Annotated in this window: 19 protein-coding genes; 15 read left to right on the top strand and 4 right to left on the bottom strand. The window is 72.3% G+C overall.

All coding sequences use genetic code 11. The features are described 5' to 3' along the window. Window position 1 precedes the first annotated feature (1 nt). From ACFYPH_RS26475 to ACFYPH_RS26415, 13 genes are all read left to right on the top strand, one after another. Window positions 2-1945, top strand: a complete 1944-nt coding sequence (locus tag ACFYPH_RS26475; RefSeq protein WP_387185489.1) for an amylo-alpha-1,6-glucosidase — start codon at window positions 2-4, stop codon at window positions 1943-1945. Window positions 1946-2082: 137 nt separating this feature from the next. Beyond that, the gene (locus ACFYPH_RS26470; protein ID WP_387185486.1) at window positions 2083-3417 is read left to right on the top strand and encodes a glycosyltransferase family 4 protein; all 1335 of its coding nucleotides are present in this window, start codon (window positions 2083-2085) and stop codon (window positions 3415-3417) included. An 83-nt stretch (window positions 3418-3500) separates the two neighbouring features. Further along, complete coding sequence (locus ACFYPH_RS26465; RefSeq protein ID WP_387185484.1) at window positions 3501-5450, top strand: protein kinase; 1950 nt, start codon at window positions 3501-3503, stop codon at window positions 5448-5450. Between the two features lie 118 nt (window positions 5451-5568). Beyond that, window positions 5569-7203 carry a serine/threonine-protein kinase gene (locus ACFYPH_RS26460; RefSeq protein ID WP_355067170.1) on the top strand — a complete coding sequence of 545 codons (1635 nt, stop codon included), beginning with the start codon at window positions 5569-5571 and terminating at the stop codon, window positions 7201-7203. 102 nt (window positions 7204-7305) lie between these two features. Next, entirely contained in the window at window positions 7306-8115 is an 810-nt protein-coding gene (locus ACFYPH_RS26455; protein WP_387185480.1) for a metal-dependent hydrolase, read from the top strand. Beyond that, window positions 8112-9044: an amidohydrolase family protein gene (locus ACFYPH_RS26450; protein WP_387185477.1), complete on the top strand. Its 933-nt coding sequence runs from the start codon at window positions 8112-8114 to the stop codon at window positions 9042-9044. The genes ACFYPH_RS26455 and ACFYPH_RS26450 overlap by 4 nt, the downstream gene beginning before the upstream one ends. Before the next feature lie 177 nt (window positions 9045-9221). Then, window positions 9222-10271, top strand: a complete 1050-nt coding sequence (locus tag ACFYPH_RS26445; protein ID WP_355067179.1) for a LacI family DNA-binding transcriptional regulator — start codon at window positions 9222-9224, stop codon at window positions 10269-10271. 86 nt (window positions 10272-10357) lie between these two features. Beyond that, the gene (locus ACFYPH_RS26440) at window positions 10358-11662 is read left to right on the top strand and encodes an extracellular solute-binding protein (protein WP_354858366.1); all 1305 of its coding nucleotides are present in this window, start codon (window positions 10358-10360) and stop codon (window positions 11660-11662) included. A gap of 67 nt (window positions 11663-11729) precedes the next feature. Next, window positions 11730-12698, top strand: coding sequence for a sugar ABC transporter permease (locus tag ACFYPH_RS26435; protein ID WP_355067167.1), 969 nt, complete (start codon window positions 11730-11732; stop codon window positions 12696-12698). Window position 12699: 1 nt separating this feature from the next. After that, window positions 12700-13581, top strand: a complete 882-nt coding sequence (locus tag ACFYPH_RS26430) for a carbohydrate ABC transporter permease (RefSeq protein WP_355067166.1) — start codon at window positions 12700-12702, stop codon at window positions 13579-13581. Next, window positions 13578-15818, top strand: coding sequence for an alpha-xylosidase (yicI, locus tag ACFYPH_RS26425; RefSeq protein ID WP_355067165.1), 2241 nt, complete (start codon window positions 13578-13580; stop codon window positions 15816-15818). The genes ACFYPH_RS26430 and yicI overlap by 4 nt, the downstream gene beginning before the upstream one ends. Further along, window positions 15815-17224, top strand: a complete 1410-nt coding sequence (locus ACFYPH_RS26420; protein ID WP_387185472.1) for a GH1 family beta-glucosidase — start codon at window positions 15815-15817, stop codon at window positions 17222-17224. Before yicI ends, ACFYPH_RS26420 begins: the two co-directional genes overlap by 4 nt. Window positions 17225-17379: 155 nt before the next feature. After that, window positions 17380-17757: a hypothetical protein gene (locus ACFYPH_RS26415; protein WP_354858377.1), complete on the top strand. Its 378-nt coding sequence runs from the start codon at window positions 17380-17382 to the stop codon at window positions 17755-17757. 158 nt (window positions 17758-17915) lie between these two features. Here ACFYPH_RS26415 and ACFYPH_RS26410 read toward each other — a convergent pair whose 3' ends face one another. Both ACFYPH_RS26410 and ACFYPH_RS26405 read right to left on the bottom strand, forming a co-directional pair. After that, window positions 17916-18509: an NTP transferase domain-containing protein gene (locus ACFYPH_RS26410; protein WP_354858441.1), complete on the bottom strand. Its 594-nt coding sequence runs from the start codon at window positions 18507-18509 to the stop codon at window positions 17916-17918. 371 nt (window positions 18510-18880) lie between these two features. Then, a complete protein-coding gene (locus tag ACFYPH_RS26405; protein ID WP_387185575.1) occupies window positions 18881-20590 on the bottom strand; it encodes a bifunctional 3'-5' exonuclease/DNA polymerase in 1710 nt (569 codons plus the stop codon). Window positions 20591-20689: 99 nt separating this feature from the next. Here ACFYPH_RS26405 and ACFYPH_RS26400 point away from each other — a divergent pair, with 99 nt between their 5' ends. Further along, window positions 20690-22423, top strand: coding sequence for an ABC transporter ATP-binding protein (locus ACFYPH_RS26400; RefSeq protein WP_387185572.1), 1734 nt, complete (start codon window positions 20690-20692; stop codon window positions 22421-22423). 50 nt (window positions 22424-22473) lie between these two features. After that, window positions 22474-24171 (top strand): ABC transporter ATP-binding protein, encoded by a 1698-nt coding sequence (locus tag ACFYPH_RS26395; RefSeq protein ID WP_387185568.1) that lies wholly within the window; start codon window positions 22474-22476, stop codon window positions 24169-24171. Between the two features lie 4 nt (window positions 24172-24175). Here ACFYPH_RS26395 and ACFYPH_RS26390 read toward each other — a convergent pair whose 3' ends face one another. After that, complete coding sequence (locus ACFYPH_RS26390; protein ID WP_354858380.1) at window positions 24176-25102, bottom strand: carbohydrate ABC transporter permease; 927 nt, start codon at window positions 25100-25102, stop codon at window positions 24176-24178. Then, a complete protein-coding gene (locus ACFYPH_RS26385; protein WP_354858382.1) occupies window positions 25102-26010 on the bottom strand; it encodes a sugar ABC transporter permease in 909 nt (302 codons plus the stop codon). Before ACFYPH_RS26385 ends, ACFYPH_RS26390 begins: the two co-directional genes overlap by 1 nt. Window positions 26011-26012: the final 2 nt, after the last annotated feature.

Here is a 26012-nt window from a genome sequence, read left to right as displayed (position 1 = left end):
GTTGATCGACATTCACTTCGGCCCGCAGGTCTGCGGCGATCTGACCAGCGCGTCCAGCCGGGAGTGGCTGGTGCCCGACGGCATCGGCGGGTACGCGATGGGCACCGTCGGTGGGCTGCGGACCCGCCGCTACCACGGTCTGCTGGTGGTGCCGGGCGAAACTCCCGCGTCCCGCCAGGTGGGACTCGTCAGCCTCGACCCGGCGGTCACCCTGCCGTCCGGTGCCCGGGTCCGGCTCGGCGCCCACGAGTGGTCCTCCGGCGTCGTCGACCCGCGCGGCTTCGAGCTGCTGGAGCGCTTCGACCTGGTCGACGGGCTGCCCCGGTGGCGGTGGCGGATCGGCGCGGTCGTGATCGAGCGGGAGCTGGCCATGCTGCCCGGCCGCTCCTGCGTGGCGGTCGTCCACCGGCTGGTCGCCGGCGGTCCGGTCCGGCTGGAGCTGTCGGCCGCGTGCACCTGGCGCGACGCGCACGGCGAGCGTCGGGCCGACGGCCCGACGCCGCAGGTCGAGGCGGTCGCGGACGGCGCGGTGGTCGAGGGCGCGTACCGGCTCGCCGGGCCCGGCTGGACGCCGGAGGGGCAGTGGTGGCTGGGCGTGCACCACCGCGAGGAGGCCACCCGGGGCCTGCACCCGGACGAGGACCTCTGGTACGCGGGACGCTTCGCCGGCGAGCTGGAACGCCCCGGCGACACGGTGTCGGTGCGGGCCTGGGCGGGCCGGCTGGACGAGGAGCCGCCGCCGGCCGCCGAGATCGTGGCGACGGCCCGGCGACGCAACCGGCAGGTGGTGGCCGCGGCGAAGCCGGCCGACGAGGTGGACGCGACGCTCGCGCTGGCCGCCGACGCGTTCGTGGTCCGTCCGGGCGGCGCGGCGGTCGACGTGGTGGCCGGGTACCCGTGGTTCGGCGCCTGGTCGCGGGACACGATGATCTCGTACGAGGGGTTGTTCCTCTGCACGGGCCGGGCCGCCGAGGGGCGCGAGCTGCTGCGGGCGTACGCGGCGACGCTGTCCGAGGGGATGCTCGCCAACACGGCCGACACCGGGCGGGTGGAGTACAACACCGTCGACGGCACGCTGTGGTTCCTGCACGCGGTGAGCCGGCACGTGACGGTCACCGGCGACACCGATCTCGGTGACGAGCTGCTGCCGGCGCTGCGCACGGTCGTCGACGCGCACGTGGCCGGCACCCGCTACGGGATCGCTGTCGACCCGGCCGACGGGCTGCTCGCCCAGGGCGCCCCGGGCACCGCCCTGACGTGGATGGACGCCCGCGTGTACGGGGTGCCGGTCACCCCGCGCACGGGCAAGCCGGTCGAGGTCAACGCGTTGTGGATCAACGGGCTGGCCGGTCTCGCCGAGCTGACCGAGCTGGCCGGGCAGGACGCCGGCGAGCTGTGGCGGCGGCACGCCCAGGCGACCGCGTCGTTCCGGGACCGTTTCCCGTCCCCGACCGGCTGGCTGCACGACGTGCTGGACGCGCCCGCGCCGGCGTACCCACTCGGTGGGGCGGCCCTGCACGACGACGACGCCCTGCGCCCCAACCAGTTGCTGGCCTGGTCGTTGCCGTTCGCGCCGCTGGAGCCGGACGAGCCGACGCTGCGCCGGATCGCGGCCGGGCTGCTCACCCCGCTCGGGCCCCGCAGCCTCGCCCCGGACTCGCCCGAGTTCGTGGGTCGGCACCGGGGTGGCCCGGCCGAGCGCGACGGCGGCTACCACCAGGGCACGGTGTGGCCGTGGCTGCTCGGGCCGTACGTGGACGCCTGCCGCCGAGGCAAGATGTCAGTCGATGACGTATTGATCGGTATTGAGTCCCATCTGACCGAATATGGGCTAGGCTCGGTAAGCGAGACGGCCGACGGCGTCGCGCCGCACTCCGCGACCGGCTGCCCGTTCCAGGCGTGGTCGGTGGCCGAGCTGCTGCGGGTGCGCCGCAAGGGCCAGTAGCGCTTTACACGACCGCAACGGCGGTGTCTCCGCTGGTTATCTCGGCCCCGGCAGGATTGGCCCCGATCCAGACGCGACGGCGACACCGACTCCGGTGTCGGTCGGCGCGCGCCCGGGGACAACTCAAAGGGGGCCGCATGTCACCCGACGCCCACGTGATCGACATCCACCCCGCCCGTCAGCTGCGGGTGCTGATGCTGTCGTGGGAGTACCCGCCGGTGCTCGTCGGCGGCCTCGGCCGACACGTGCACGCCCTCTCCGTCGCCCTCGCCGCCGCCGGCCACGACGTCACCGTCGTCACCCGCCACGCCGACGGCGCACCCCTGGAGGAATACGCCGACGGCGTCCGCATCCTGCGCGCACCCGAAGACCCCGTCACCTTCCCCCTCGCCACCAACTCCCTGCTCGCCTGGACCATGGCCTTCAACCACACCCTCACCCGCACCGCCCTACGCGCCACCCAGGCCGGCAGCTACGACGTCATCCACGCCCACGACTGGCTCGTCGCCCACACCGCGACCACCCTCGCCGAACACCTCGACCTGCCGCTGGTCACCACCATCCACGCCACCGAGGCGGGCCGGCACCAGGGCTGGCTGCCCGAGGAGATGAACCGCACCATCCACGGGGTCGAGCACTGGCTCAGCGGGTCCTCCACCCGGGTGATCACCTGTTCGGGTTACATGCGCGACCAGGTCAGCGCGCTGTTCGACGTGCCGACCGGGCTGGTCGACGTGGTGCCCAACGGGGTCGACGACCGGGCCTGGCGGGCCCGCCCGCGCGCGGTCGCCACGGCCCGCGCACGGTTCGCCGCGGACGGCCCCCTCGTCGGGTACGCCGGACGCCTGGTGTACGAGAAGGGCGTGCAGCACCTCGTGCACGCGGTGCCCCGGCTGCGCGAGCGGCACCCCGGCCTGCGCGTGGTGATCGCCGGCGACGGCCCGTACCGCCCCGAGTTGGAGGCCGAGGCCCGCCGCCTGGCGCTCGGCTCGACCGTCCGCTTCACGGGCTTCCTCGACGCCACCCAACTGCCGGCGGTGCTCGGCGCGACCGACGCGACGGTGGTCCCCAGCCTCTACGAGCCGTTCGGCATGGTGGCCCTGGAAGCGGCCGCGGCCGGAGCGCCGCTGGCGGTGGCCCGCACCGGCGGCCTCGCCGAGATCGTCGAGTCCGGCGTGACCGGTGTGACGTTCCCGCACAGCGACCCGGCGGCCCTCGCGGGCGCGGTCGACCAACTGCTCGATGACGAGGTCTTCGCCCGGCGGGTGGCCCGACGGGCCCGCAGCATGGTCGGCGAGCGGTACGGCTGGGCCAGCATCGCGGCCCGCACCGCCGCCACCTATGCCACCGCCCGTCGCGAACACGGCCCGCTCCAGGCCCGGCGGGCCGCCGCCCGACTGGCCGGCGGGCGTGACCGGATCGCCATCCCGGAGGGCAATCTGCTCGCCGCCGCCGACCACGCCGCCTGCTGAGCCAAGTCGGACGACCGATAGGTGACTTCCGATCCGCTGGTTAGGGTGTACCTCGGACAGCGGCTGAGGAGGAGCGTGCGCAGGTGCTGATCGCCGGTCGGTACCGGCTGCTCGACCTGGTGGGTCGCGGGGGCATGGGTCGGGTGTGGCGAGCCCGCGACGAGATGCTGCACCGCGAGGTCGCGGTCAAAGAGGTCGTACCGCCCAGTTGGCTGGCCGACCACGAACGGGCCGAGCTGCGCTCGCGCACGCTGCGGGAGGCGCGCGCCGCGGCCCGGCTCAACCACCCCGCCGTGGTCCGGCTCTACGACGTCGTCCCGGTCGAGGGCAGCCCGTGGATCGTGATGGAGTACGTCCCGTCGCGCACCCTGCAGGACGTCGTCGACGCCGAGGGGCCGCTGGAGCCGGCCCGCGCCGCCCGGATCGGCCTGGCCCTGCTCGGCGCGCTGGAGGCCGCGCACACGGCCGGAGTGCTGCACCGCGACGTCAAACCGCAGAACGTGCTCGTCGCCCACGACGGCCGGGTGATGCTCGCCGACTTCGGGCTGGCCACCTTCGACGGCGGGGACGGCGCGATGACCCGCCCCGGGTTGGTGCTCGGCTCCCCGCAGTACGTCGCCCCGGAGCGGGCCGCCGAGGGGGTGTCCACGGTGGCCGCCGACCTGTGGTCGCTCGGGGCCACCCTGCACGCCGCCGTGGAGGGCCGCTCCCCGTACGCCCGCAGCAACGCGATGGCCACGCTCAGCGCCCTGGCCGCGGGCCCACCCGACCCGGCCCCGCACGCTGGACCGCTCGCCCCGGTGCTCGCCGGGCTGCTGCGCCGCGACCCGCGCGACCGCCTCGACCACGACGGGGCCCGCCGGCTGCTCACCGCCGCCGCCACCGGCCATCCCAGCCCGCCGACGCACTCGCGGGAAGCCGCAGCCGACGCCCAGACCCGCTCCTCGCCCGCGACCGGCTCCCCGGCCCCAACCGGCTCCTCGGCCTCGACCGGCTCGACCGGTTCCTCGGCTGCGACCGGCTCCTCGGCCTCGGCGGCGTCCGCCTCCGGGGAACCGGCCGACCAGGACGTCACCATCGCGCTGCCCGAGTCCGACCCGACCGCCACCACCAGCGGCAGCGAGGCCGTTCCACCGGGAAACGCTGCGACCGACGCCCGCCCGAGCGGCGAACCGAGCGCCCGGGCCTGGGCGGATGCGACAACCCCCGCTCCTGCGACGTCCGAGCGACTGGGCGGACGACTGAGCGAGCGGCCGACGGCGCGGCGGGCCGCGCTGGTCGTCACCGCGCTGCTCGTGGCCGCCGCGGCTGGCGTGGGCACCGCGCTGGCCGTCGCCGGTGACGCCCCGACCGACACCGCCGGGCGGTCCACCGCGACACCTGCGGATCGTCCGAACGACGCCAGCGGCACGAACGGGGGCTCCGGCGATGACCGGGGCGGCCTGTACGGCGGTGGCGGGCCCGGCGGGCCGTACGGCGGTGGTGGCCCCGGCCGGCCCGGCCCGCCGCCTAATGGCCGCGACGTGCCCCCGCCGCCGTTCCCCTGCGTCCATCCGGACGTCGCGGGGCCGCCGGTCGCGGCCGGGTCACCCCTGCCGGGCGAGCGGTTGCGGCCACCCACGGGTTGGGTCTGGCACGCCGACAGCACCGGCTTCCGGGTCTCCGTGCCGGCGACCTGGCACTACTCACGCGAAGGCGCGGTGGTCTGTTTCCAGGACCCGGCCACCGGTCGGGCGTTGAGCGTCGCGCCGGGTGCGGAGGCCGACCCGCTGACCCGACTGCGGTCGGCCCGCGACGACGCGGCCCGGGTCGGGGCGCTGCCGAACTACGACGAGATCCGGCTCGCCGCGGGCGGCGGCGGCGCGGAGTGGGAGTGCCGGTGGACGGCCCCGTACGGCCCGGTGCTGCACGCCCGGCAGGAGGTCCTCCCGGACGAGCGCTGGACCCTGGGCTGGATCACCGACGACCGGGACTGGACGGCCGCCGACGCGGACTGGACGACGATGCGAGAGAGTTTCCGACCACCCCGCTGACCTGCGCCGTATGGCCCTGCTCGGCCCTCCGTCCGGCGTGGATCGAGGCCGCTCAGCGGATGAGAAAAGCCGCGTTGGTGGCTATCGTGTAACTCGGGGTGACCGAGGGGGAGCGACCGTGCAGCAGTTGCTGATCGCGGGTCGGTACCGGCTGCTCGACCTGGTCGGCACCGGCGGGATGGGCCGGGTATGGCTGGCCCGCGACGAGATGCTGCACCGGGACGTGGCGGTGAAGGAGGTCGTGCCGCCATCCTGGCTGGCCGAGGCCGAGCGCGCCGAACTACGACTGCGGACGATGCGCGAGGCCCGCACGGCGGCCCGGCTCAACCATCCCAACGTCGTGCGTCTCTACGACGTGGTGCACGACCGGGAAAATCCGTGGATCGTGATGGAGTACGTGGCATCCCGGTCGGTGCAGCAGATCATCAACACCGAGGGCCCGCTGAGTCCACAACGTACCGCCCGGATCGGGCTGGCCGTGCTCGCGGCGTTGCGGGCGGCGCACAGCGCCGGCGTGTTGCACCGCGACGTGAAGCCGCACAATGTGCTGGTCGCCGACGACGGGCGGGTGGTGCTCACCGACTTCGGGCTGGCGACCTTCGACGGCGGGGACGGGGCGATGACCGGCCCGGGCCTGGTGCTCGGCTCGCCGCAGTTCGTCGCGCCGGAGCGGGCCCGCGAGGGCGTGTCGGATCCGCGTACCGACCTGTGGTCGTTGGGCGCGACGCTCTACGCCACGGTCGAGGGGCAGTCCCCGTACGCCCGGTCCAGCGCGATGGCGACGCTGAGCGCGCTGGCCACCGAACCGCCGGACCCGATGCGCCGGGCCGGCCCGTTGCGTCCGGTGATCACCGGCCTGTTGCAGCGCGACCCCTGGCGGCGGTTGACCGCCATCGAGGCCGAGCAGCTGCTGCGCGCCGCGGCCGCCGACCGCGACCGGCCAGCCGGGCCGGCTCCCACCTCGGCGGTGGCGGCGGTCCGCAGCGCGGGCCGGTCGGCAGCGTCCACCCCGGTCGGCCCGGCGGGTCCGCCGGACGACGCGGCGCCGCCGATCCGCCCGCCGACGGCCCGCCCGAACGGCCGACGCCGACGGCTGATCGCACTCAGCGGCGCGGCGACCGCCGCCGTCCTGCTCGTCGCCGGGGGTGTCACGGCGACGCTGCTCAACCACCAGGACGAGCGGATGCCGCCGTCCGGCGCCGGAGGTGGCGCGACCGCCACCCGACCGGCCGCGTTCGCCTGCGCGGCACCTCCGCCGCCGACGGCCACCCCGGTGCCGTCGGCGTCGCCGCCCAGCGACGCGCGGTACGGGCTGCGGGACGGTTGGACCTGGCACGTCGACCCGACCGGCTTTCGCATCGCGGCGCCGGTGGCCTGGGCACGCTGGACCGAAGGGGCGGTGACCTGCTTCCGGGAGCCCAGCGGGGCCCGGGTGCTCAGCGTCGAGGCGGGGCCGCCGCAGGTCGATCCGGTGGCGCACTGGAAGGCCGAGGAGAAGCGGCTCGTCGCCGGTGGCGCGCTGCCGGGCTACCGCAAGGTGGACATCTCGGCGCTCGACGTCTTCGACGGCGGGGCCCTCTGGGAGTGCAGTTGGGAGAACGCCGCCGGTGAGCGGGTGCACAGCATCCGACTGCTCGCCAACACCTCGGCCGGGCGCGCCTACACCGTCTCGTGGTTGACAAAAGAGTTCGACTGGCAGGTCAACGCGGCATACTTCGTGATGATCCGGCAGAGCTTCACGCCCACCCTCTGACACTGTCCGATGTGGACCGCATGACTGACGCCCCTGCGACACCGGCGCTGGCTACAGTGGCGTAGTTTTGGCGCTCAAGATCCCTGGGGAGGGTGAGCCGAGATGATGGGACCGTCGCACGCGCTGTCCGGCGCGGCGGTATGGCTGGCCGGGTCCTGGGCGCTGGACCAGTTCGCCGACTACCACCAGTCGCCGCTGGCGCTGGCGGTGGGCACGGCGGTGTGCGCGGGCGGAGCGCTCTTTCCCGACCTCGACCTGTCCGGCAAGGTGACCCGCAACCAGGGTGGCGCCACCGTCGCCCGTACGTTCGGGGTCTTCTCGCTCTTCGTCGCCGAGGTGATGGAGAAGATCTCGCTCGGTGTCTACTACGCGACGAAGCTCAGCAAGGATCCGCGTCGCAACAACGGGCACCGGACGCTCACCCATACGCTTCCGTTCACGCTGCTGGTCGGCTGGGGCACCACCGCCCTCTGCGCCGCGTACGGCAAGTGGGCGGTGATCACGATCCTGTTCTTCATGTTCGGTCTCGCCCTGCGCGGGCTCTTCGACGAGTGGGCCGAACGGGTCGGCTGGGTGATCGTGACGCTCGCGTCGGCCGGCGCGGCCTGGTTCACCTTCGCCAACCTGCCCGGTGGGCGGGGCTACCCCCTGATCGGCACGGCCGTCGGGGTGGGCTGCTTCGTGCACATCCTCGGCGACATGATCACCAGAGCCGGGGTGCCGATCCTCTGGCCGATCCCGATCCGCCGACGCATGTGGACGATGATCGGCCTGCCCAACAGCATCGCGCTGCGGACCGGCAGCAAGACCGAGGTGGTCGTGCTGCGCGCCGTGCTGACCGTGGTCTCGGTGCTCGCCACCGCCGGCTTGGTCGCGCCATCGGTGCTGCAACGGTTCAACATCGACGTATGACCCACGCCGCCCCCGCGTCACCCCCGGCGGAGAGCCCGCCGTCACCGCCGGCCGAGGACGCGCGGGTGCCGGAGTTCTGGCGCGCGCTGGGACTTCCCGGGCTGGCGGACGTGCACGTGCACTTCCTGCCGCCGAGGCTGCTGCGCCGCGTGTGGGAGTACTTCGACGCCGCCGGGCCGCTGGTCGGCACCGAGTGGCCGATCCGCTACCGGTGGAGCGACGCGGACCGCGTCGCCCACCTGCGCCACCTCGGGGTACGGGCGTTCAGCGCGCTGGCGTACCCCCACCGATCGGGCATGGCGGCGGACCTCAACCGCTGGACGCTGCAGTTCGCTCGGGACACCCCGGGCTGCCTGCCCTCGGCGACCTTCTTCCCCGAGCCCGGCGCCGCCGCGTACGTCGAGGCCGCGCTGGCCGACGGAGCCCGGCTGTTCAAGGTGCACGTGCAGGTCGGCGGCTTCTCCCCCACCGACCCGGCACTGGACGAGGTGTGGGGGACGCTGGCCGACGCCGAGGTGCCGGTGGTCGTGCACGCCGGGCACGCCCCGGTGGGGACGACACACACCGGGCCCGCTCCGTTCGCCGACCTGCTCGCCCGGCACCCCCGGCTGACCGCCGTGGTGGCGCACCTCGGCGCGCCGGACTACCGGGCCTTCCTCGACCTCGCCGAGGCGTACGAGCGGGTCCGGCTGGACACCACCATGGCGTTCACGCCGTTCTTCGACCGGTTCGTGCCCTTTCCCGCCGACGAGTTGCCCCGACTGCGCGACCTGGGCCTCGCCGGCAAGGTGCTGCTGGGCAGCGACTTCCCCAACATCCCCTACCCGTACGCCGACCAGCTGACCGGGCTGGCCCGGCTGGACCTCGGTGACGACTGGCTACGCGCGGTCTGCTGGAACAACGCCGCCACCCTGTTCGACCTGCCGTAAAGCGCCCCAGCCGGGGCCGCCCCAGCCGGGCCAGTGGGCCCGACTTGTTTTCGACATCGGCTATTGACGTCGCCGTAACAGGTGGCCTAGCGTCTGTCGAAACGCTTCGTCGAAACGCTTCGACGATCATTCGGGAGCGATCCCACGCCGGGCCGGAGGAGGTGCGCGGTGGCCACGATGCACGACGTCGCCCGCCTTGCGCAGGTCTCGGTCAGCACCGTGTCGTACGTGCTCACCGGCACCCGGCCGATCTCCCAGGCCACCCGGGACAAGGTGCTCGCCGCGATGGCCGAGCTCGACTACCAGCCCAACGCCATGGCCCGCGGGCTGGCCAGCCGGCGCAGCCGCATCCTGGGCCTGCTGATGCCGATGGACGAGCGCGGCCTGGGCGCGACCGAGACCGCGTTCGTCACCGGCGCCGCCGCCGCGGCCAGCGCCGTCGGCTATCACCTGGTGCTCTCACCGGTCGGCGGGGGCAACCTCGACGACCTGCGGCGGCTGGCCAGCCAGCGGATGCTCGACGGCGTCGTGCTGATGGAGGTGCAGCTCGCCGACGAGCGGGTCACCGTGCTCCAGGAGGCGGGCGTGCCGTTGGTGCTGATCGGGCGCACCGGCGACACCACCGGGCTCTCCTACGTCGACATCGACTTCGAGCAGACCGTGCGGGAGGCCGTCGCGCACCTGGTCGGCCTGGGACACCGCCACATCGTCTACGTCAACCACTCGGCCGCCACGCTCGCCAGCGGCTACGGTCCCGCGTTGCGCACCCGGGACGCGTTCGTCACGGCGATGACCGGGCACGGCCTGGAGCCGGTCATGATTCCGGCCGAGGACAGCGCGGCCGGTGGGCGGGCCGCCCTGGCCGCCGCGTTCGCGCGGACGCCGGAGCTGACCGCCGTGCTGGCGATGAACGAGACCGCGATCTTCGGCATCCTCGGCGAGCTGACCGGACGGGGGCTGTCGGTTCCCGACGACGTCTCGGTCGTCTCGATGGTCACCTCGCCACAGGTCGCCGAGTTGGCCACCCCGGCGCTGACCGCGATGACGTCGCCCGGGTCGACCCTCGGCCGGATCGCGATCGAGGCGCTGGTGCGCCACCTGGACGGGCCCGGCCACGAGCGCCACCAGCAACTGCTGCCGTGCGCGCTGGAGATCCGGGGATCGACCGCCGGGCCACGTCGGCCGGCACGAGTCACCACCGAACCGTCCCCGACGGGCGGGGGCTGACCAGCGAAAACGGCCCGCCGCCGCGCGGCAACGCGACGACGGACCCAGTGAAGTACCGGGCTCGATACTCAACGAGGAGGATAGCAATGCAGCGATTCCGCCGGATCGTCGCGGCGATCGCCCTGGCGGCGACCGCGACGACCACCGTGGCCGCGTGCGGCGGCGGCGAGAGCGAGGACGACAGCGGGGCCAAGACCCTCAAGCTCTGGCACTACGAGAGCGAGAACAGCGCGATGGGGGTCGGCTGGAACCGGGCGATCGAGATCTTCAAGGCCGAGCACCCGGGCGTCGAGGTGCGCTTCGAGCGCAAGGCGTTCGAGCAGATCCAGCAGAACGCCGGCATGATCATCAACTCGTCCGAGGGCCCGGACATCATGGAGTACAACAAGGGCAACGCGACTGCCGGCCTGCTGTCGTCGCAGGGTCTGCTCACCGATCTGAGCGCCGAGGCCGACAAGCGCGGCTGGGCCGGCAAGCTCAGCCCCAGCCTCCAGACCACCGCCCGGTACAGCGACAAGGGCGTGATGGGGTCGGGCAACTGGTTCGGCGTGCCGAACTACGGCGAATACGTCACGGTCTACTACAACAAGGACCTGTTCGACCGCAACGGCGTCAAGGTGCCGACCAGCATGGCCGAGATGACCGCCGCGATGGACACCTTCGTCGGCAAGGGCGTCACGCCGCTGGGCATGGCCGGCGCGGAGTACCCGGCCGGGCAGCTCTTCTACCAGTTGGCGCTCTCCAAGGCCGACCGGCAGTTCGTCGACAACTACCAGCTCTACAAGAACCCGGTCGACTTCAAGGCCGACCCGCTGAAGTACGGCGCGGACACCTTCGCCGAGTGGGTGCGCAAGGGCTACGTGGCCAAGAACTCGGCGAGCCTCAAGGCCGAGGACATGGGCACCGCGTTCATCGCCGGCAAGACCCCGATGATCGTCTCGGGCAGCTGGTGGTACGGCCGGTTCAAGACCGAGATGAAGGCCAACTGGGACACGTTCCTCTTCCCCGGCAACACCCTCAACGCCGGCTCGTCGGGCAACATCTGGGTGGTCCCGTCGAACAGCAAGGCCAAGAGCCTGGCGTACGACTTCATCGACATCACCCTGCGTCCGGAGATCCAGGACCTGATCGGCAACAACGGTGGCGTCCCGGTCGCCGCTGACGCGTCGAAGATCAGCGACCCGAAGGACCGCAAGCTGATCGAGGACTTCAACACGGTCAGCAAGCAGGACGGCCTGGCCTTCTACCCGGACTGGCCGGTGCCCGGCTACTACGACGTGCTGGTCGGTGGCTTCCAGGGCCTGATCAACGGGTCGAAGTCCCCCGACCAGGTGCTCGACACGATCGCCAAGCCGTACGCCGATGGCGTCAAGGAGATCACCGGCAAGTGACACGGCGAGCGGCGGGCACGACCGGCACGACCGGCGTGCCCGCCCGCCCCGCCGGGAAGGATCTTCCATGGCAGTCTCCGAGACCGTCGCCGCCCCACACCCGACGGCGACCCCCTCCCCGCGCAAGCCCCGCCGCGGACCGCGCGGCCGCAACGCGGCGTACTGGCTCTACCTGCTCCCCGGAGCGGTGCTGTTCGTCCTGGTCATCGGCGCGCCCCTGGTCGGCACCGGTTACCTGTCGCTGACCAAGTGGTCGGGCATCGGCGACCCCACCTTCGTGGGGTTCGACAACTACCAGCGCCTGCTGCACGACGAGGTGTTCTGGGCATCGTTCCGCAACACCATGGCGATGATCGTCGCGATGGTGGTGGTGCCCACCCTGCTCGGGCTGCTGCTCGCCTCGGTGCTCTTCGACGTCATCGGGCGCCGGTTCAAGCCGCGTACCGCCGCCGCGCTGCGGGCCGCGTTCTACCTGCCGCAGGTGCTGCCCGTGGTGGTGGCCGGCATCGTCTGGGGTTGGATCCTGCGCCCCGACGGCGCGTTCAACAGCCTGCTCGACGCGGTCGGCCTCGGCGCGCTGCGCCACGACTGGCTCGGCGACCCGGGCACGGCCCTGCCGGCCGTCATGGCGGTGATGATCTGGGTGCAGATCGGCTACCCGGTGGTCGTCTTCATGGCGGCGTTGCAGCGGGTCGACCCGGAGCTGTACGAGGCGGCCGAGGTCGACGGCGCGAACTGGGTGCACCGGTTCCGGGCGATCACCCTCCCGCAGATCCGGCCGGAGACCTTCGTGGTGGCCCTGACCTGCACCATCGCCGCGCTGAAGGTGTTCGGGCCGATCTTCGCGCTGACCCGCGGTGGCCCGGAGAACGCCACCAACGTGCCGTCGTACTTCGCGTACTACACGTTCTTCAAGAAACTCCAGGTCGGCTACGGCTCCGCGATCTCCACCGTGCTCACGCTGATCATCGTCGTGGTGGCCGTGGTCTTCATCTGGATGCAGGCGCGCAGCGAGCGCCGGGACCGGGGGTTCTGACATGGCCGTGACGCTCACGCCGGTGCCCACGCCGGCGCACCGGCCCGTCCGCGACCGGCACCACCGCGGCGTCAGCCGCTGGGGCGTGCTCGTCGGAGTCACCCTCGGCGCGCTCGTCATGCTGGTGCCGTTCGCGTTCATGCTGCTCAACGCGTTCAAGTCGCCCGGCGACTACTCGTCGGGCGGGCCGCTGAGCTGGCCGGGCGAGTTCTACACCAAGGGTCTGCGGACGTACTGGACCGAGGTGAACTTCCCCCTCAAGCTGTGGAACTCCGCGCTCATCGCCGGATCCGTGGCGGTGCTCGGCGTCGTCGTGTCCCTGCTCAACGCGTACGCCCTGGGCATCGGCCGGGTCCGCGGCCGGCTGTGGATCGTCGGGTTGTTCCTGCTGGCCAACATGCTGCCGCAGGAGGCGCTGATCTACCCGCTCTACTACGTGGCGAAGGAGATCGGCCTCTACAACACCCGGCTCTCGGTGATCATCATCTTCACGGTGATCCAGAGCGCGTTCGGCACGTACCTGCTGGCCTCGGTCCTGGGCACGTTCCCGCGCTCGCTGCTGGAGGCCGCCGCGCTCGACGGCGCCGGCAAGTGGACGGTGCTGTGGCGGGTGGTCTTCCCCAACCTGCGGCCCACGCTCGCCGTACTCCTCATCTTCTTCTTCATCTGGACCTGGAACGAGTTCCTCATCCCGCTGGTCATGCTCATCGACAACCAGACGCAGACCATCCCGGTCGCGCTGGCGTCGTTGCAGGGCGACCGGTTGATGGACGCCCCGACGACCAACGCCGGCGCGTTGATCAGCCTGGTGCCGGCCATCCTCTTCTTCCTCATCTTCCAGCGCACTCTGGCGCGCGGCATCACGGCAGGAGCCGAGAAGTGAAGTTCACCGACGGGTACTGGCAACTGCGCCCGGGGGTCAGCGTGCTGCGCCCCGGCACAGTGGAATCGGTCGAGCCGGACGAGCGCGGCTTCACCGTCTTCGCGCCGGCCGGTCAGATCACCGGTCGGGGCGACACCCTCAACCGGCCCGTCGTCACCGTCCGGTTCTTCTCCCCCGCCCCCGGCGTCGTCGGGGTGACCATCGGTCACCACAGCGGCGGGCTGCCCCGCGAGCCGCACTTCGGGTTGGCCACCGACGACGCGCACCCGGTCACCGTCGACATCACCGGCATCACCGCGTCGCTGACCACCGGCGAACTGACCGCCCGGGTGGCGCTCATCGACGGCTGGCGGGTCGAGTTCCTGCACGGCGACCGGTTGATCACCGCCTCCACCGCGCGCAGCGTCGGCATCGTCACCGACGGCGAGGGCCGCCGGCACGTGCACGAGCGGCTCGCCCTCGGCGTCGGCGAGACGGTGTACGGGCTGGGCGAGCGATTCGGCCCGTTCGTGAAGAACGGCCAGACCGTCGACATCTGGAACGACGACGGCGGCACCGCCAGCGAGCAGGCGTACAAGAACGTGCCGTTCTATCTGAGCAGCGCCGGCTACGGGGTCTTCGTGGACCATCCCGAGCACGTGTCGTTCGAGGTCGGCTCGGAGGTCGTGGCGCAGAACCAGTTCAGCGTCGAGGGCCAGTCCCTCACCTACTACGTCATCGACGGGCCCACCCCCAAGGACGTGCTGCGCCGGTACACGGCGCTGACCGGCCGGCCGGCCCGGGTGCCCGCCTGGTCGTACGGGTTGTGGCTGTCCACGTCGTTCACCACCTCGTACGACGAGAAGACGGTGACCGAGTTCGTCGACGGAATGGCCGAGCGGGACCTGCCGCTGTCGGTGTTCCACTTCGACTGCTTCTGGATGCGCCAGTTCCACTGGGTCGACTTCGTCTGGGACCCGGCGACCTTCCCCGACCCCGAGGGGATGCTGCGCCGACTGCACGAGCGCGACCTGAAGGTGTGCGTCTGGATCAACCCGTACATCGCGCAGCGCTCGTACCTTTTCGAGGAGGGCCGCCAGGCCGGTTACCTGGTCCGCAACCCGGACGGGTCGGTCTGGCAGTGGGACAAGTGGCAGGCCGGCATGGCGCTCGTCGACTTCACCAACCCGGACGCGGTCCGCTGGTTCACCGGCAAGCTCAAGGTCCTGCTGGACATGGGCGTCGACTGCTTCAAGACCGACTTCGGCGAGCGCATCCCGACCGACGTGGTGTGGCACGACGGCTCGGATCCGCAGCGGATGCACAACTACTACTCCTACCTCTACAACAAGGCCGTCTTCGAGCTGCTGGAGACCGAGCGGGGCGAGGGCGAGGCGGTGGTGTTCGCCCGCTCGGCCACCACCGGCGGGCAGCAGTTCCCGGTGCACTGGGGCGGCGACTGCGAGTCGACGTTCGTCGCGATGGCCGAGTCGCTGCGCGGCGGGCTGTCCCTGGCGTCGTCCGGTTTCGGCTACTGGAGCCACGACATCGGCGGCTTCGAGGGCACCCCCGACCCGGCCGTCTTCAAGCGGTGGATCGCCTTCGGCCTGCTCTCCTCGCACTCCCGGCTGCACGGCTCCGGCTCGTACCGGGTGCCGTGGGCGTACGACGAGGAGGCCGTCGACGTGCTGCGGCACTTCACCCGGCTCAAGCTGAGCCTGATGCCGTACCTGGCCGCCGCCGCGCAGGAGGCGCACCGCGACGGGATCCCCATGATGCGTCCGATGATCGTGGAGTTCCCGGACGACCCGGCCGCGGCGCACCTGGACCGGCAGTACATGCTCGGCTCCGACGTGCTGGTCGCGCCGGTGCTCAGCGCCGACGGCCAGGTCACCTTCTACGTGCCCGCCGGCACGTGGACGCACCTGGTGACCGGCACGCAGCTCACCGGCCCGGCCTGGGTGACCGAGAAGCACGAGTTCGACAGCCTGCCGGTGCTCGCCCGGCCGGGCGCGGTGATCCCGTTCGGATCGCGCTCCGATCGGCCCGACTACGACTGGGCGGACGGTGTGCAACTGCGCCTCTACGCTCCGGCGGAGGGGCAACGGCAACGGGTACGGATTCCGTCGCCCGGCGAGGGGCCGGGCGCGGAGTTCGAGGTGAGCTTCCGCGACGGCGTGGCCACCGCGGAACTGGTGGCGGGTGACTCGTCGGCGTACCACTGCGTGGTCGCCGGGACGGAGGTAGCAGGACGATGACGGCACGCACCTTTCCGGAGAGCTTCCTCTGGGGTTCGGCCACGGCGGCGTACCAGATCGAGGGCGCGGCCACCGAGGACGGCCGAGGGCCGTCCATCTGGGACACCTACAGCCACACCCCGGGGCGGACGCTGAACGGCGACACCGGTGACGTGGCCGCCGACCACTACCAGCGCTGGCCGCAGGACCTCGACCACATCGCCGAGCTGGGCCTGGGCGCGTACCGCTTCTCGATCTCCTGGCCGCGGGTGCAGCCGGGCGGATCCGGCCGGTTCAACCAGGCCGGCCTGGACTTCTACTCCCGGCTGGTCGACGGCCTGCTGGAGCGCGGCGTCCGCCCGGTCGCCACCATGTACCACTGGGACCTGCCGCAGGAGCTGGAGGACGCCGGTGGGTGGCCGGTGCGGGACACGGCGCTGCGCTTCGAGGAGTACGCGTCGGGGATCGTCGCCGCGCTCGGTGACCGGGTGCACACCTGGACCACGCTGAACGAGCCGTGGTGCTCGGCGTACCTGGGCTACGGCTCGGGCGTGCACGCGCCGGGACGGACCGAGCCGGCGGCCGCGCTGGCGGCGGTGCACCATCTGAACCTCGCGCACGGCCTGGCCGGCCGGGTGGTCCGGGAATTGGCCCCGACCGCAGAGCTGTCGGTGACGCTGAACCTGCACGTGATCCGCCCGGCGTCGGACTCGGCGGCGGACGTCGACGCGGCCCGCCGCATCGACGCGCTGGCCAACCGGGCGTTCCTCGGCCCGATGCTGAACGGGGCGTACCCGGCCGACCTGCTGGCCGACACGGCGGGCGTCACCGACTGGTCGTTCGTGCACCAGGGCGACGAGAAGGTGGCCGCCGTTCCCCTGGACGTGCTGGGCGTCAACTACTACTCCAGCACCCTGGTTCGCGCCTGGGACGGGCACTCGGCCCGCTCGGACGCCGACGGTCACGGCGCGTCGGCGCACTCGCCGTGGGTCGGCGCCGACGACGTCGACTTCCTGCCGCAGCCCGGCCCGTACACGGCGATGGGGTGGAACATCGACCCGCCGGCCCTGACCGAGCTGCTGCTGCGGCTGGGCCGGGAGTACCCGGGGCAGCCGCTGATGATCACCGAGAACGGCGCGGCCTTCGACGACGCCGTGTCGGCCGACGGCCGGATCCACGACGACCGGCGGATCGACTATCTGCGCCGGCACATCTCCGCCGTGGCGGACGCCCGCGAGCAGGGCGTGGACGTGCGGGGCTACTTCGTCTGGTCGCTGTTGGACAACTTCGAGTGGGGTTACGGCTACGACCGCCGGTTCGGGATCATCCGGGTCGACTACGACACGCAGGACCGCATCTGGAAGGACAGCGCGCACTGGTACCGGCGACTGGCCGCCACCGGCGAGCTGGACCAGCCCGCGGAGTAACGGCTTGCCTCCCCACGCCGCGCCCCGGCTCCGCACGCCCCCAGCGCCGCCCTGCCCTGCCCTGGGCTGACCGCCGCACCGACCCCGGCCAAGATCCGTACCGCAGCCTAACCAAGATCACTCAATCATCCGTGGGCATCGCAGAGGAGGCACAGGTGGGCGATCCGGTGAAGGATGCCTCGCTCGAGGTTCCCATTCCAGAGGTCTGGCGGCCGGCGCTCAAGGCGGTCGTGGACTCGCTGGTGCGACGAGACGCCGTTATCGGCGCAGCTCTGCCGTCAGTAGAGCCAGTTCCGCCCGAAATCTCGCAACAATGCCTCCAGGCGGTCGACGACTACGGCGCGGTCACGCTGATCACCCCACCAGACGAATCCTGGAACACGTCCGTTGCACTGTGGTACGGCGATCACTGGCGCTGCTTGGTCGACCTCTGGACCGAAGAAGAAGGCAGGAGCGACCTGGTCCTCGATGTCCACGTCTTCGAGCACGGGCCCGGATACCGCTACCGCGTGCACCTCGTCTACGTCCCCTGAGCGATCCATCCACAGGTCTTGACAATTGCTCCGTTGTTCGGCAGAAGTCCGAAGAAGGATTCCATGGCGGCGTTGTCGCTGGCAGCGCCGACTCTGCCCATTCAACGCATTCCCACAACCGAAACTACAAGATCGGCGCGGGGCGGGGTGGTGATCTGTTAGACGCCGACGCGCTGCGGCGGGACGGTGAGCCCGTAGAGCGCCATCAGCTCCGGGCTGTCGACCCGGCTGCCGTCGGCCACCGAGTCGCAGGCGATGTCGACGATCTGGTCCTTGTGCGCCAACAGGTACGGCCGGGCCCCCACGTCGGCGCTGGCCAGGGTCGCGATGCCGGGCCAGTGCCGGCGGCCGAACAGCATCGGGTACCCGCGCAGCCCGTCGTAGGTGGCGCAGACCAGCACATCCGGGTACGGCAGCGCGGCCACCCGGCGGACCGCCGCGGCGGTCAGGCCCGGCATGTCGACGGGCACCACCACCACCGCCTCGATCCCCGCGTCGTCCATGGCGGCCAGACCGGCGCGGATGGACGAGCCGACCCCGGTGCCCCACGCCTTGTTGATCACAACGGTCGCCTTGCCCAGGTCGGTGGTCTCCCGGACCTGGTCCGCGGCGGCCCCCAGCACGACCACGATCTGCTCGCAGCCCGCCTCGGTCATCGTGTCGATCATCTGGTTGACCAGGGGCTTTTCTCCCTGGTGCAGCAGCGCCTCGGGACCGCCGATGCGGCGTCCCCCTCCTGCGGCGATGATCATTCCTGCGATCCGGTTCAGCTGCGCCCCCTCAAGCACGGGATCGACCGTGACGGCCGGCCCCCTCCTACGGACACTGCAACGAGGAGGGCCGCGCATGAGTGGCGGGGCGAAAAGGGAAAATAGTGCAACCGTTACGCACCGGACCACCGACGGCGAGGCCTGCGATGGCGTACTCCGCGACCGCCGCAGCACCGGACGGCCCGGCGACCGACGGGCGCACCCCCGGGTGGACGATCGACTCCACGTCGCCCACCTGGGGGTATCCAGGTGCCTGGATGCCGCTACGTCGGCGATGTGGAGTTGATCATCGCACGCGATGACCTCCGCCGAACCGGCCACGCTCGCCGAACCGGCCACGCAGTGCGAGCCGGTCAGGCCGCGTCGGCGTAGCAGTCGACGATGGACAGATCCAGGGGAAAGCGCACCGGGGTGTCACCGAACAGCAGCGCGGTGGCCCGCTCACCCGCCCGGCTCACCGCCGCCGCCACGGCCTCGGCCTGCTCGGCCGGACAGTGCGCCATCACCTCGTCGTGCTGGAAGAAGACCAGCTCGGCGTCGGTGCCGGACAACTCGGTGCGCAGTGTGGCCAGCAGCGTCGAGGCCCACTCCGCGGCGGTGGCCTGGATGACGAAGTTACGGGTGAAGCGCCCCCGGGACCGGGCGGCTCGCGCCCGAGGGCTCTGCCGATCGGCCGCGGCGTCCGGATCGGTCGGCCCCTCGTCGGGGTCACCGAGGCCGACCGAGCCGGGTGGGCAGGTGCGCCCCAGCCACGAGCGCACCAACCCGCCCGCCTCACCGGTGCGCGCCGCCGCCTCGACGTAGCCGAACGCCGTCGGGTAGCTGCGTTTGAGCACCGCCAGCGCGGGCACCGCCGCACCGCCGGTCTGCCCGTACATGGCCCCGAGCAGGGCCACCTTGGCCCGGGGACGGTCACCACCGAACGAGTCCCGGGCGAGCGCGGCGTACAGGTCACCGGCGCCGCCCGCCGCCGCCAGCCGCGCGTCGCCGGAGACCGCCGCCAGGACGCGGGGCTCCAACTGGCCGGCGTCGGCGACCACCAGCCGCCAGCCCGGGTCGGCCACCACCGCCCGGCGGATCACCTTGGGGATCTGCAACGCGCCACCGCCCCGGGTCGCCCAGCGGCCGGAGACCACCCCGCCCGGCACGTACTCCGGCTGGAACCGCCCGTCGCGCACCCACTGCTCACGCCAGGACCAGCCGTGCGCCGTCCAGATCCGGTACAGCTCCTTGTATTCCAGCACCAGGGGCACCGCCGGATGGTCCACCCCGCGCAACACCCAGGCCCGGGTGTTGGGCAGCTCCACCCCGGCCCGGGCGAACGCCTTGAGCAGCTCGGCCGGGGAGTCGGCGTGCAGCTGGCGGACGCCGAACGCGTCGGCGATCAGGGCCGCCAACTCGGCCAACCGGCGCGGCGGCCCGCCGACCGGGGACGGCTCCCCCAGCAGCTCGGCGAGGATCGCGTCGTGCACCTCGGCCCGCCAGGGCAGCCCGGCGACGCCCATCTCCACCGCGATCAACGCGCCGGCCGACTCGGCGGCCACCAGCAGCCGGAACCGGCCCGGGTGCTCGGTGGTGGCGACCCGGGCGAGCTGGTCGGCGTACACCCGGGTCAGTGCCTCGATGCCCGGCCCCGGCGGACCGGGCAGCGTGTCGAAGAGCGCACCCTGGCCGTGCCCGGGCGGCGCGGCGGCGCGCGGCGGCGGGTCGGCCGGCACCGGAGCGCCGGTCAGGCGGGCCCAGGCGGCGGCCAGCGAGCGGGGCTCACCCCAACGGCCGGCCTGCCCGAGCAACAGGGCCTCGGTCAACTCCACGTCGTGGCACCGCTCGACGCGCACCCCGGCCCGCAGCAGCGCCGGGTAGATCGCACCCGCGGCGGCCCAGACCCACCGTGGGTGCTCGGCCGCCTCCCGTGCGGCCATCGCGGCCGCGAGGTCGCTGACGGTCTCGATCGGGCCGACGGGTCGGCCGGCGGCGTCGAGCGGACGCAGCTCTCCCCCACCGCGTTCGCCCGCCACCACCGCCACCAGCACGAATGTGATTCTGCCTTCCCCCTCCGACAGGAAAACAGGTCGGTGCGTCGGCCCGGTGCTCGATAGCGTGGCCAGGTGCCTCCCCAGATCCCACACTCCGACCCCGGCACCCCCGACACCCGCGGTCCGATGCGGTACCTGTGGTGGCTGGTCCGGTGCCAGCCCTGGCGGGTGCTGCGCGGCAGCCTGCTCGGCACGGCCTGGATGGTCGGGCTCTCGGCCCGGCCCTACCTGATCGCCCGCGCCGTCGACGACGGCCTGCGCGCCCGCGACAGCCGCGCCCTGGCCCTGTGGGTCGTGGCGATCGTCGTGGCGGGGGTGGCGTTGTCGTACCTGGGCATCATGCGACACCGCACGATGACCTTCATCCGGGAGGACGCCAAGGCCCGCTCGGCGGAGGTGCTGCTGCGTCAGCTGTCCCGGGTCGGCGCTGCGCTGCCCCGCCGTTCCGCCGCCGGTGAGGTCGCCACCGTGGGCGGTTCCGACATCGACTGGTCGGCGCAGGTGCTGACACTGACCGGGCCGGGGGTCGGCGCGATCGTCGCGTACGGGGTCATCGCCGTAGTGCTCTGGTCGATCTCACCGCTGCTCGCGCTCTGCGTGCTGGTGGGTATGCCGGCGGTCGCGCTGGTCGTCGGGCCGCTGCTGCGCCGACTGGAACGGGCGGAGTCGATCTACCGGAGGCAGCAGGGCGCGCTCACCGCCCGGTCCGGCGACATCGTGGCCGGGCTGCGCGTGCTGGCCGGGGTGGGCGGCCGGGATCTCTTCGCCCGACGGTACGCGGCCCGCTCTGCGGACCTGCGCGCCGAGGGCTACCGCGTCGGCGCGGTCGTCAGCTGGATCGACGCGGCGACCGTCGCCATCCCCGGCCTGTTCCTGGCGGCGGTGGTGTGGTTGACGGCCCGGATGGTGGTCAGCGGCACCGTCAGCGTCGGTGAACTCGTCGCCGTCTACGGCATCGTCGCGAGCCTGATCGTGCCGGTCTGGTTTCTCCTGGAGGGCAGCCACCAGCTGATCCGGGGTCGGGTCGCCGCCCGGCGGATCACCGACCTGCTCCGGCTCACCCCGGACGACGTCGGCGGGCCGGGTCGCCGGTGGCCGTCCGCCGTGCCCGACGCGCGCCACCCGCACGCGGTGGCCGCGCCGAACGGCCCCGCCGACCTGCACGACCCGGTGACCGGGCTGACCGTACGCGCCGGCCGGCTGACCGCGGTGGCCGCCGACGACCCGGCGGCCGCCGTGGCGCTGGCCGACCGGCTGGGCCGGTACGTCGTCAGCGACACCACCTGGGGTGGCCTCCCGCTGACCCGGGTCGCCCTGGACGAGGTCCGTGCCCGGATCCTGGTCGCCGACCACGACTCGTACCTCTTCGCTGGGACACTGCGTGACGTGCTGCGCCCCGGGGTCGGCGACGAACGGCTCGGCGCCGCCCTGCGGACCGCGTCGGCCGACGACATCGTCGACGCCCTCCCGGCCGGGCTGGACACCCCGCTGGACGCCCGGGCCCGGACGCTCTCCGGCGGTCAACGCCAACGGGTCCGCCTGGCCCGGGCGTTGCTCGCCGAGCCGGAGGTGCTGGTCCTCGTGGACCCGACCTCGGCCGTGGACGCGCACACCGAGGCGCGGATCGCCGAGCGGCTGCGGACGGCTCGGGCGGGGCTGACCACCGTGGTGCTCGCCACGTCGCCGCTGCTGCTTGGCCGCGCCGACGTGGTCGCGCACCTGAGCGGAGGCCGGATCACCGCCACCGGCACGCACGAGGACATGCTCGACCACGACCCGGGCTACCGGCACCTGGTGGCCCGGGGCGGCGACGATCCGATGGCCGAGCGGCCCGCCGACGCCGAGGAGGCGTACCGGTGACCCGGCTGCCGATCGCGGACCGCGGCACCGTACGCCGTGCCCTTCGGGACATGATCAGCCGGCATCGCCGGGCCGTCGGCGTCGTGCTGGTGCTGCACAGCGCCGCCGCGGTCGCCGGCCTCGCCCCGCCCTGGCTGCTGGGCACCATCGTCGACCGGGTCAGCGCCGGCGCCGGCGTGGCCACAGTGGACCGACTGGCACTCGCGATCGCCGGTTGTGTCCTGGTCAGCGCCCTGCTCTCCCGCTACGCCCAGTACGCCGGCCACCGCTTCGGTGAACGGGCCGTCGCCGAGCTGCGCGAGGAGTTCGTCTCCCGGACCCTCGGGCTGCCGGTGTCGGTCGTCGAGCGCGCCGGCTCCGGGGACCTGGCCACTCGCAGCTCGGTCGACGTGGCGACGGTCGGGACCACCGTCCGGGACGTGGTGCCCACCATCGTCATCGCCTCGGTGCAGTTGACGTTGCTGTTCGGGGCGGTCTTCCTGCTGCATCCACTGCTCGGGGTCGCGGCGCTGGCCGGGCTGCCGTCGATCGTGGCGGTGACCCGGTGGTACCTGCGTCGGGCCAGCTCCGCGTACCTCACCGAGGGTGCCCAGGCGGCCGAGTTGACCGAGGCGTTGACCACCACCGCCGAGGGGGCCCGCACGGTCGAGGCGCTGCGGCTGGCCGACGACCGGATCCGGCACGGCACCACCCGCGTCACCCGGGTGTGGCAGGCCCGCCGGGCGACCCTCGCGCTGCGGACCGTGTTCTTCTCGGTCGTGGAGGCCAGCTATCCGCTGCCCGTCGCCATGGTCCTGCTCGTCGGCGGCTACCTGTTCGCCGCCGACCGGGTCTCGCTCGGCGCGGTGGTCGCCGCCGCGCTCTACCTCCAGCAGGCCATCGACCCGCTGGACCGGCTGTTGCAGTGGACGGAGCAGGCGCAGCGCGGCTTCGCGTCGTACGCCCGGGTGCTCGGCGTCGGGCTGGTCCCACCGGAGCCGCCGGGGACCACGGCCACCTCGCGGGGCGAGCGGCTCGTCGTGCGCGAGGCGCGGTTCTCGTACGCCGACGGGCACGACGTGCTGCACGGCATCGACCTGGAGGTGCGGCCCGGCGAACGGCTGGCGGTCGTCGGCCCGTCGGGCGCCGGCAAGTCGACCCTGGCCCGGCTGCTGGCCGGCATCGACGCGCCACGGCGGGGCGTCGTCAGCATCGGCGGCTGCCCGGTCACCGACCTGGACCCGGCCGAACGCCGGCGGCGGATCGCCCTGGTCACCCAGGAGCACCACGTCTTCATCGGCTCGGTACGCGACAACCTCGCGTTCGCCGCACCGGACGCCTCGGACGAGCAGATGCGCGCCGCGCTGGCCACTGTGGGCGCCGACTGGTACGACGAGCTACCCGAGGGTCTGGACACCGCGCTCGGCGACGGCGCCCGGCAGCTCGGCGCGGCCGAGGCCCAGCAACTGGCGCTGGCCCGCCTGCTGCTCGCCGACCCGCACACGCTGATCCTGGACGAGGCGACCGCGGCGCTCGACCCGAGCACCGCTCGGCGGACCGAGCGGGCCCTGGCCGCCGTGCTCGTCGGGCGGACCGTCATCGCCATCGCGCACCGGCTCAACACCGCCCACGACGCCGACCGGGTGGCCGTCCTGGCGGACGGCCGGATCACCGAGATCGGCAGTCACGACGACCTCGTCGCGGCCGGCGGGGCGTACGCCGCCCTCTGGCGCTCGTGGCACGCCCACGCCGACGAGCGCCAGAGGTGACGGCCTACTTGACCGCGCCGGAGGTGAGGCCGGCCTGGATCTGACGCTGGAAGACCGCGTACACGATGATCATCGGGAGGATGGCGATGGTCAGCGCGGCGAACAACCCGGACCAGTCCGCCTCGTAGCCGGCGTTGACCGAGATGTCGGCGATGCCCTGGGTGAGCACCCACTTGTCCTTGGCGTTGGAGAGCAGCACCAACGGGAGCTGGTACTGCGCCCACTGCCCGATGATGTTGAAGATCGCCACGCTGATCAGACCCGGCTTCGCCATCGGCATCATGACCTTGAAGAACAGCCGGGTGTGCCCGCAGCCGTCGATCATCCCCGCCTCGGCCACCGAACTCGGCAGCGTCTTGAAGAACGCGGCCAGGAAGAAGATCGTGAACGGCAGCGAGTACGCGATGTAGACCAGCACCACGCCCTGGTAGGTGTCCAGCATGCCCAACTGCTTCACCACGAAGAAGAGCGGCACCAGGGCCAGGAAGACCGGGAACGCCAGCCCCGAGACGAACAGGTAGTAGATCGCCCGGTTGCCCCAGAACCGGTACCGCGCCAGCACGTACGCCGCCATCGAGCCGAGCAGCATGGTGCCGAAGGTGCTGCACGAGACCACGAGGACACTGTTGAGGAAGTACCGGCCGACGTGCGCCTTGGTCCACGCCCGGCCGAAGTTCTCCCACCGCAGCTCCGCCGGGAGCGTCCACGGGCTGCTGAAGATCTCGCTGGTGTTCTTGAATGCGGCGAGGAAGGTCCAGAGGATCGGCACGATCACGATCACCGCCCACACGGCGAGCGCGATGTGTCCCAGGCCGGCGAAGAGCCGCACCTCCGAGCGGGGGCCCTTGCCGCGTCGGCCGGAGGGCGACGGGTCGCCGGTCTTCGGCGGTAGGGCCGCCGGCGTCGGCGGCAGCGTCGACTGCGGGTTCATCAGTACTCCACGCTTTCCCGCTTGGTGAGCCGCAGCGTCAGCGCCGCGAACGTGAGGGTGAGGAAGAACAGCGCCACGCCCATTGCGGAGGCGTAACCGTACTTCGAGTAGACGAACGCGTTGCGGTAGATCTCCATGGCCAGCACGGTGGTGGCGCCGTCCGGGCCACCACCGTCGACCGAGAGCACGGCCACGATGGCGAACGCGTCGAACGCCGCGATGCCCAGATAGACCCACGCGACCTGGAGGGTGTCCCAGAGCAGCGGCAGGGTGACCCGGAAGAACAGGGTCACCCTGCTCGCCCCGTCCATCTCCGCGGCCTCGTAGATCTCGCCCGGGATGGAGGCCATCCCGGCCGAGAAGAGCACCACGTAGAAGCCGACGGCCTGCCAGACCAGCACCGCGAGGATCGACCAGAGGGCCAGGTTCGGCTTGACCAGGAAGAGGATCGGATCCAGGCCGAGCTTCATCAGCACGCCGTTGATCAGACCCGACTCGTTCGGCCGGTAGACCATCTGGAACAGCACCGCGATGATCGCCACCGCCAGGACCTGGGGGAAGAAGAACACCACCCGGTAGAACTTCGCCCCCCAGACCCCCTGGCGTTGCCCGCCACTGCTCTTGCCACCCACGTTGAGCAGGAAGGCGAAGAACAATGCGATGGCGATGGTGATCAGCGGCAGGGCAAGCAGCAGTACGCCGTGGTGCTGGACCGCCTTCCAGAAGGCGCCGTCGTCGAGCAGCTTCCGGTAGTTGTCGAAGCCCACCCACTGCGGGGCGGAGAGCCCTCGCCAGTTGGTCATCGAGATCTGGAACGCCTGGGCGTACGGCCAGATCACGAATGTCACGTACAGCGCGACCGGGGCGAACAGGAACCCGATCACGAATGGATACTTGCCGTGCCGCATGA

Source organism: Micromonospora sp. NPDC005252 (assembly GCF_042872475.1).
Lineage (GTDB): Bacteria > Actinomycetota > Actinomycetes > Mycobacteriales > Micromonosporaceae > Micromonospora.
This window is presented reverse-complemented; position numbering and strand designations above follow the sequence as displayed.

Coding starts and splice junctions, on each gene's coding strand:
- ACFYPH_RS26470 (WP_387185486.1), top strand. CDS start 2,083: ATGTCACCCGACGCCCACGTGATCGACATCCACCCCGCCCGTCAGCTG.
- ACFYPH_RS26455 (WP_387185480.1), top strand. CDS start 7,306: ATGATGGGACCGTCGCACGCGCTGTCCGGCGCGGCGGTATGGCTGGCC.
- ACFYPH_RS26450 (WP_387185477.1), top strand. CDS start 8,112: ATGACCCACGCCGCCCCCGCGTCACCCCCGGCGGAGAGCCCGCCGTCA.
- ACFYPH_RS26445 (WP_355067179.1), top strand. CDS start 9,222: ATGCACGACGTCGCCCGCCTTGCGCAGGTCTCGGTCAGCACCGTGTCG.
- ACFYPH_RS26440 (WP_354858366.1), top strand. CDS start 10,358: ATGCAGCGATTCCGCCGGATCGTCGCGGCGATCGCCCTGGCGGCGACC.
- ACFYPH_RS26435 (WP_355067167.1), top strand. CDS start 11,730: ATGGCAGTCTCCGAGACCGTCGCCGCCCCACACCCGACGGCGACCCCC.
- ACFYPH_RS26430 (WP_355067166.1), top strand. CDS start 12,700: ATGGCCGTGACGCTCACGCCGGTGCCCACGCCGGCGCACCGGCCCGTC.
- ACFYPH_RS26420 (WP_387185472.1), top strand. CDS start 15,815: ATGACGGCACGCACCTTTCCGGAGAGCTTCCTCTGGGGTTCGGCCACG.
- ACFYPH_RS26410 (WP_354858441.1), bottom strand. CDS start 18,509: ATGATCATCGCCGCAGGAGGGGGACGCCGCATCGGCGGTCCCGAGGCG.
- ACFYPH_RS26400 (WP_387185572.1), top strand. CDS start 20,690: ATGCGGTACCTGTGGTGGCTGGTCCGGTGCCAGCCCTGGCGGGTGCTG.
- ACFYPH_RS26395 (WP_387185568.1), top strand. CDS start 22,474: ATGATCAGCCGGCATCGCCGGGCCGTCGGCGTCGTGCTGGTGCTGCAC.
- ACFYPH_RS26390 (WP_354858380.1), bottom strand. CDS start 25,102: ATGAACCCGCAGTCGACGCTGCCGCCGACGCCGGCGGCCCTACCGCCG.
- ACFYPH_RS26385 (WP_354858382.1), bottom strand. CDS start 26,010: ATGCGGCACGGCAAGTATCCATTCGTGATCGGGTTCCTGTTCGCCCCG.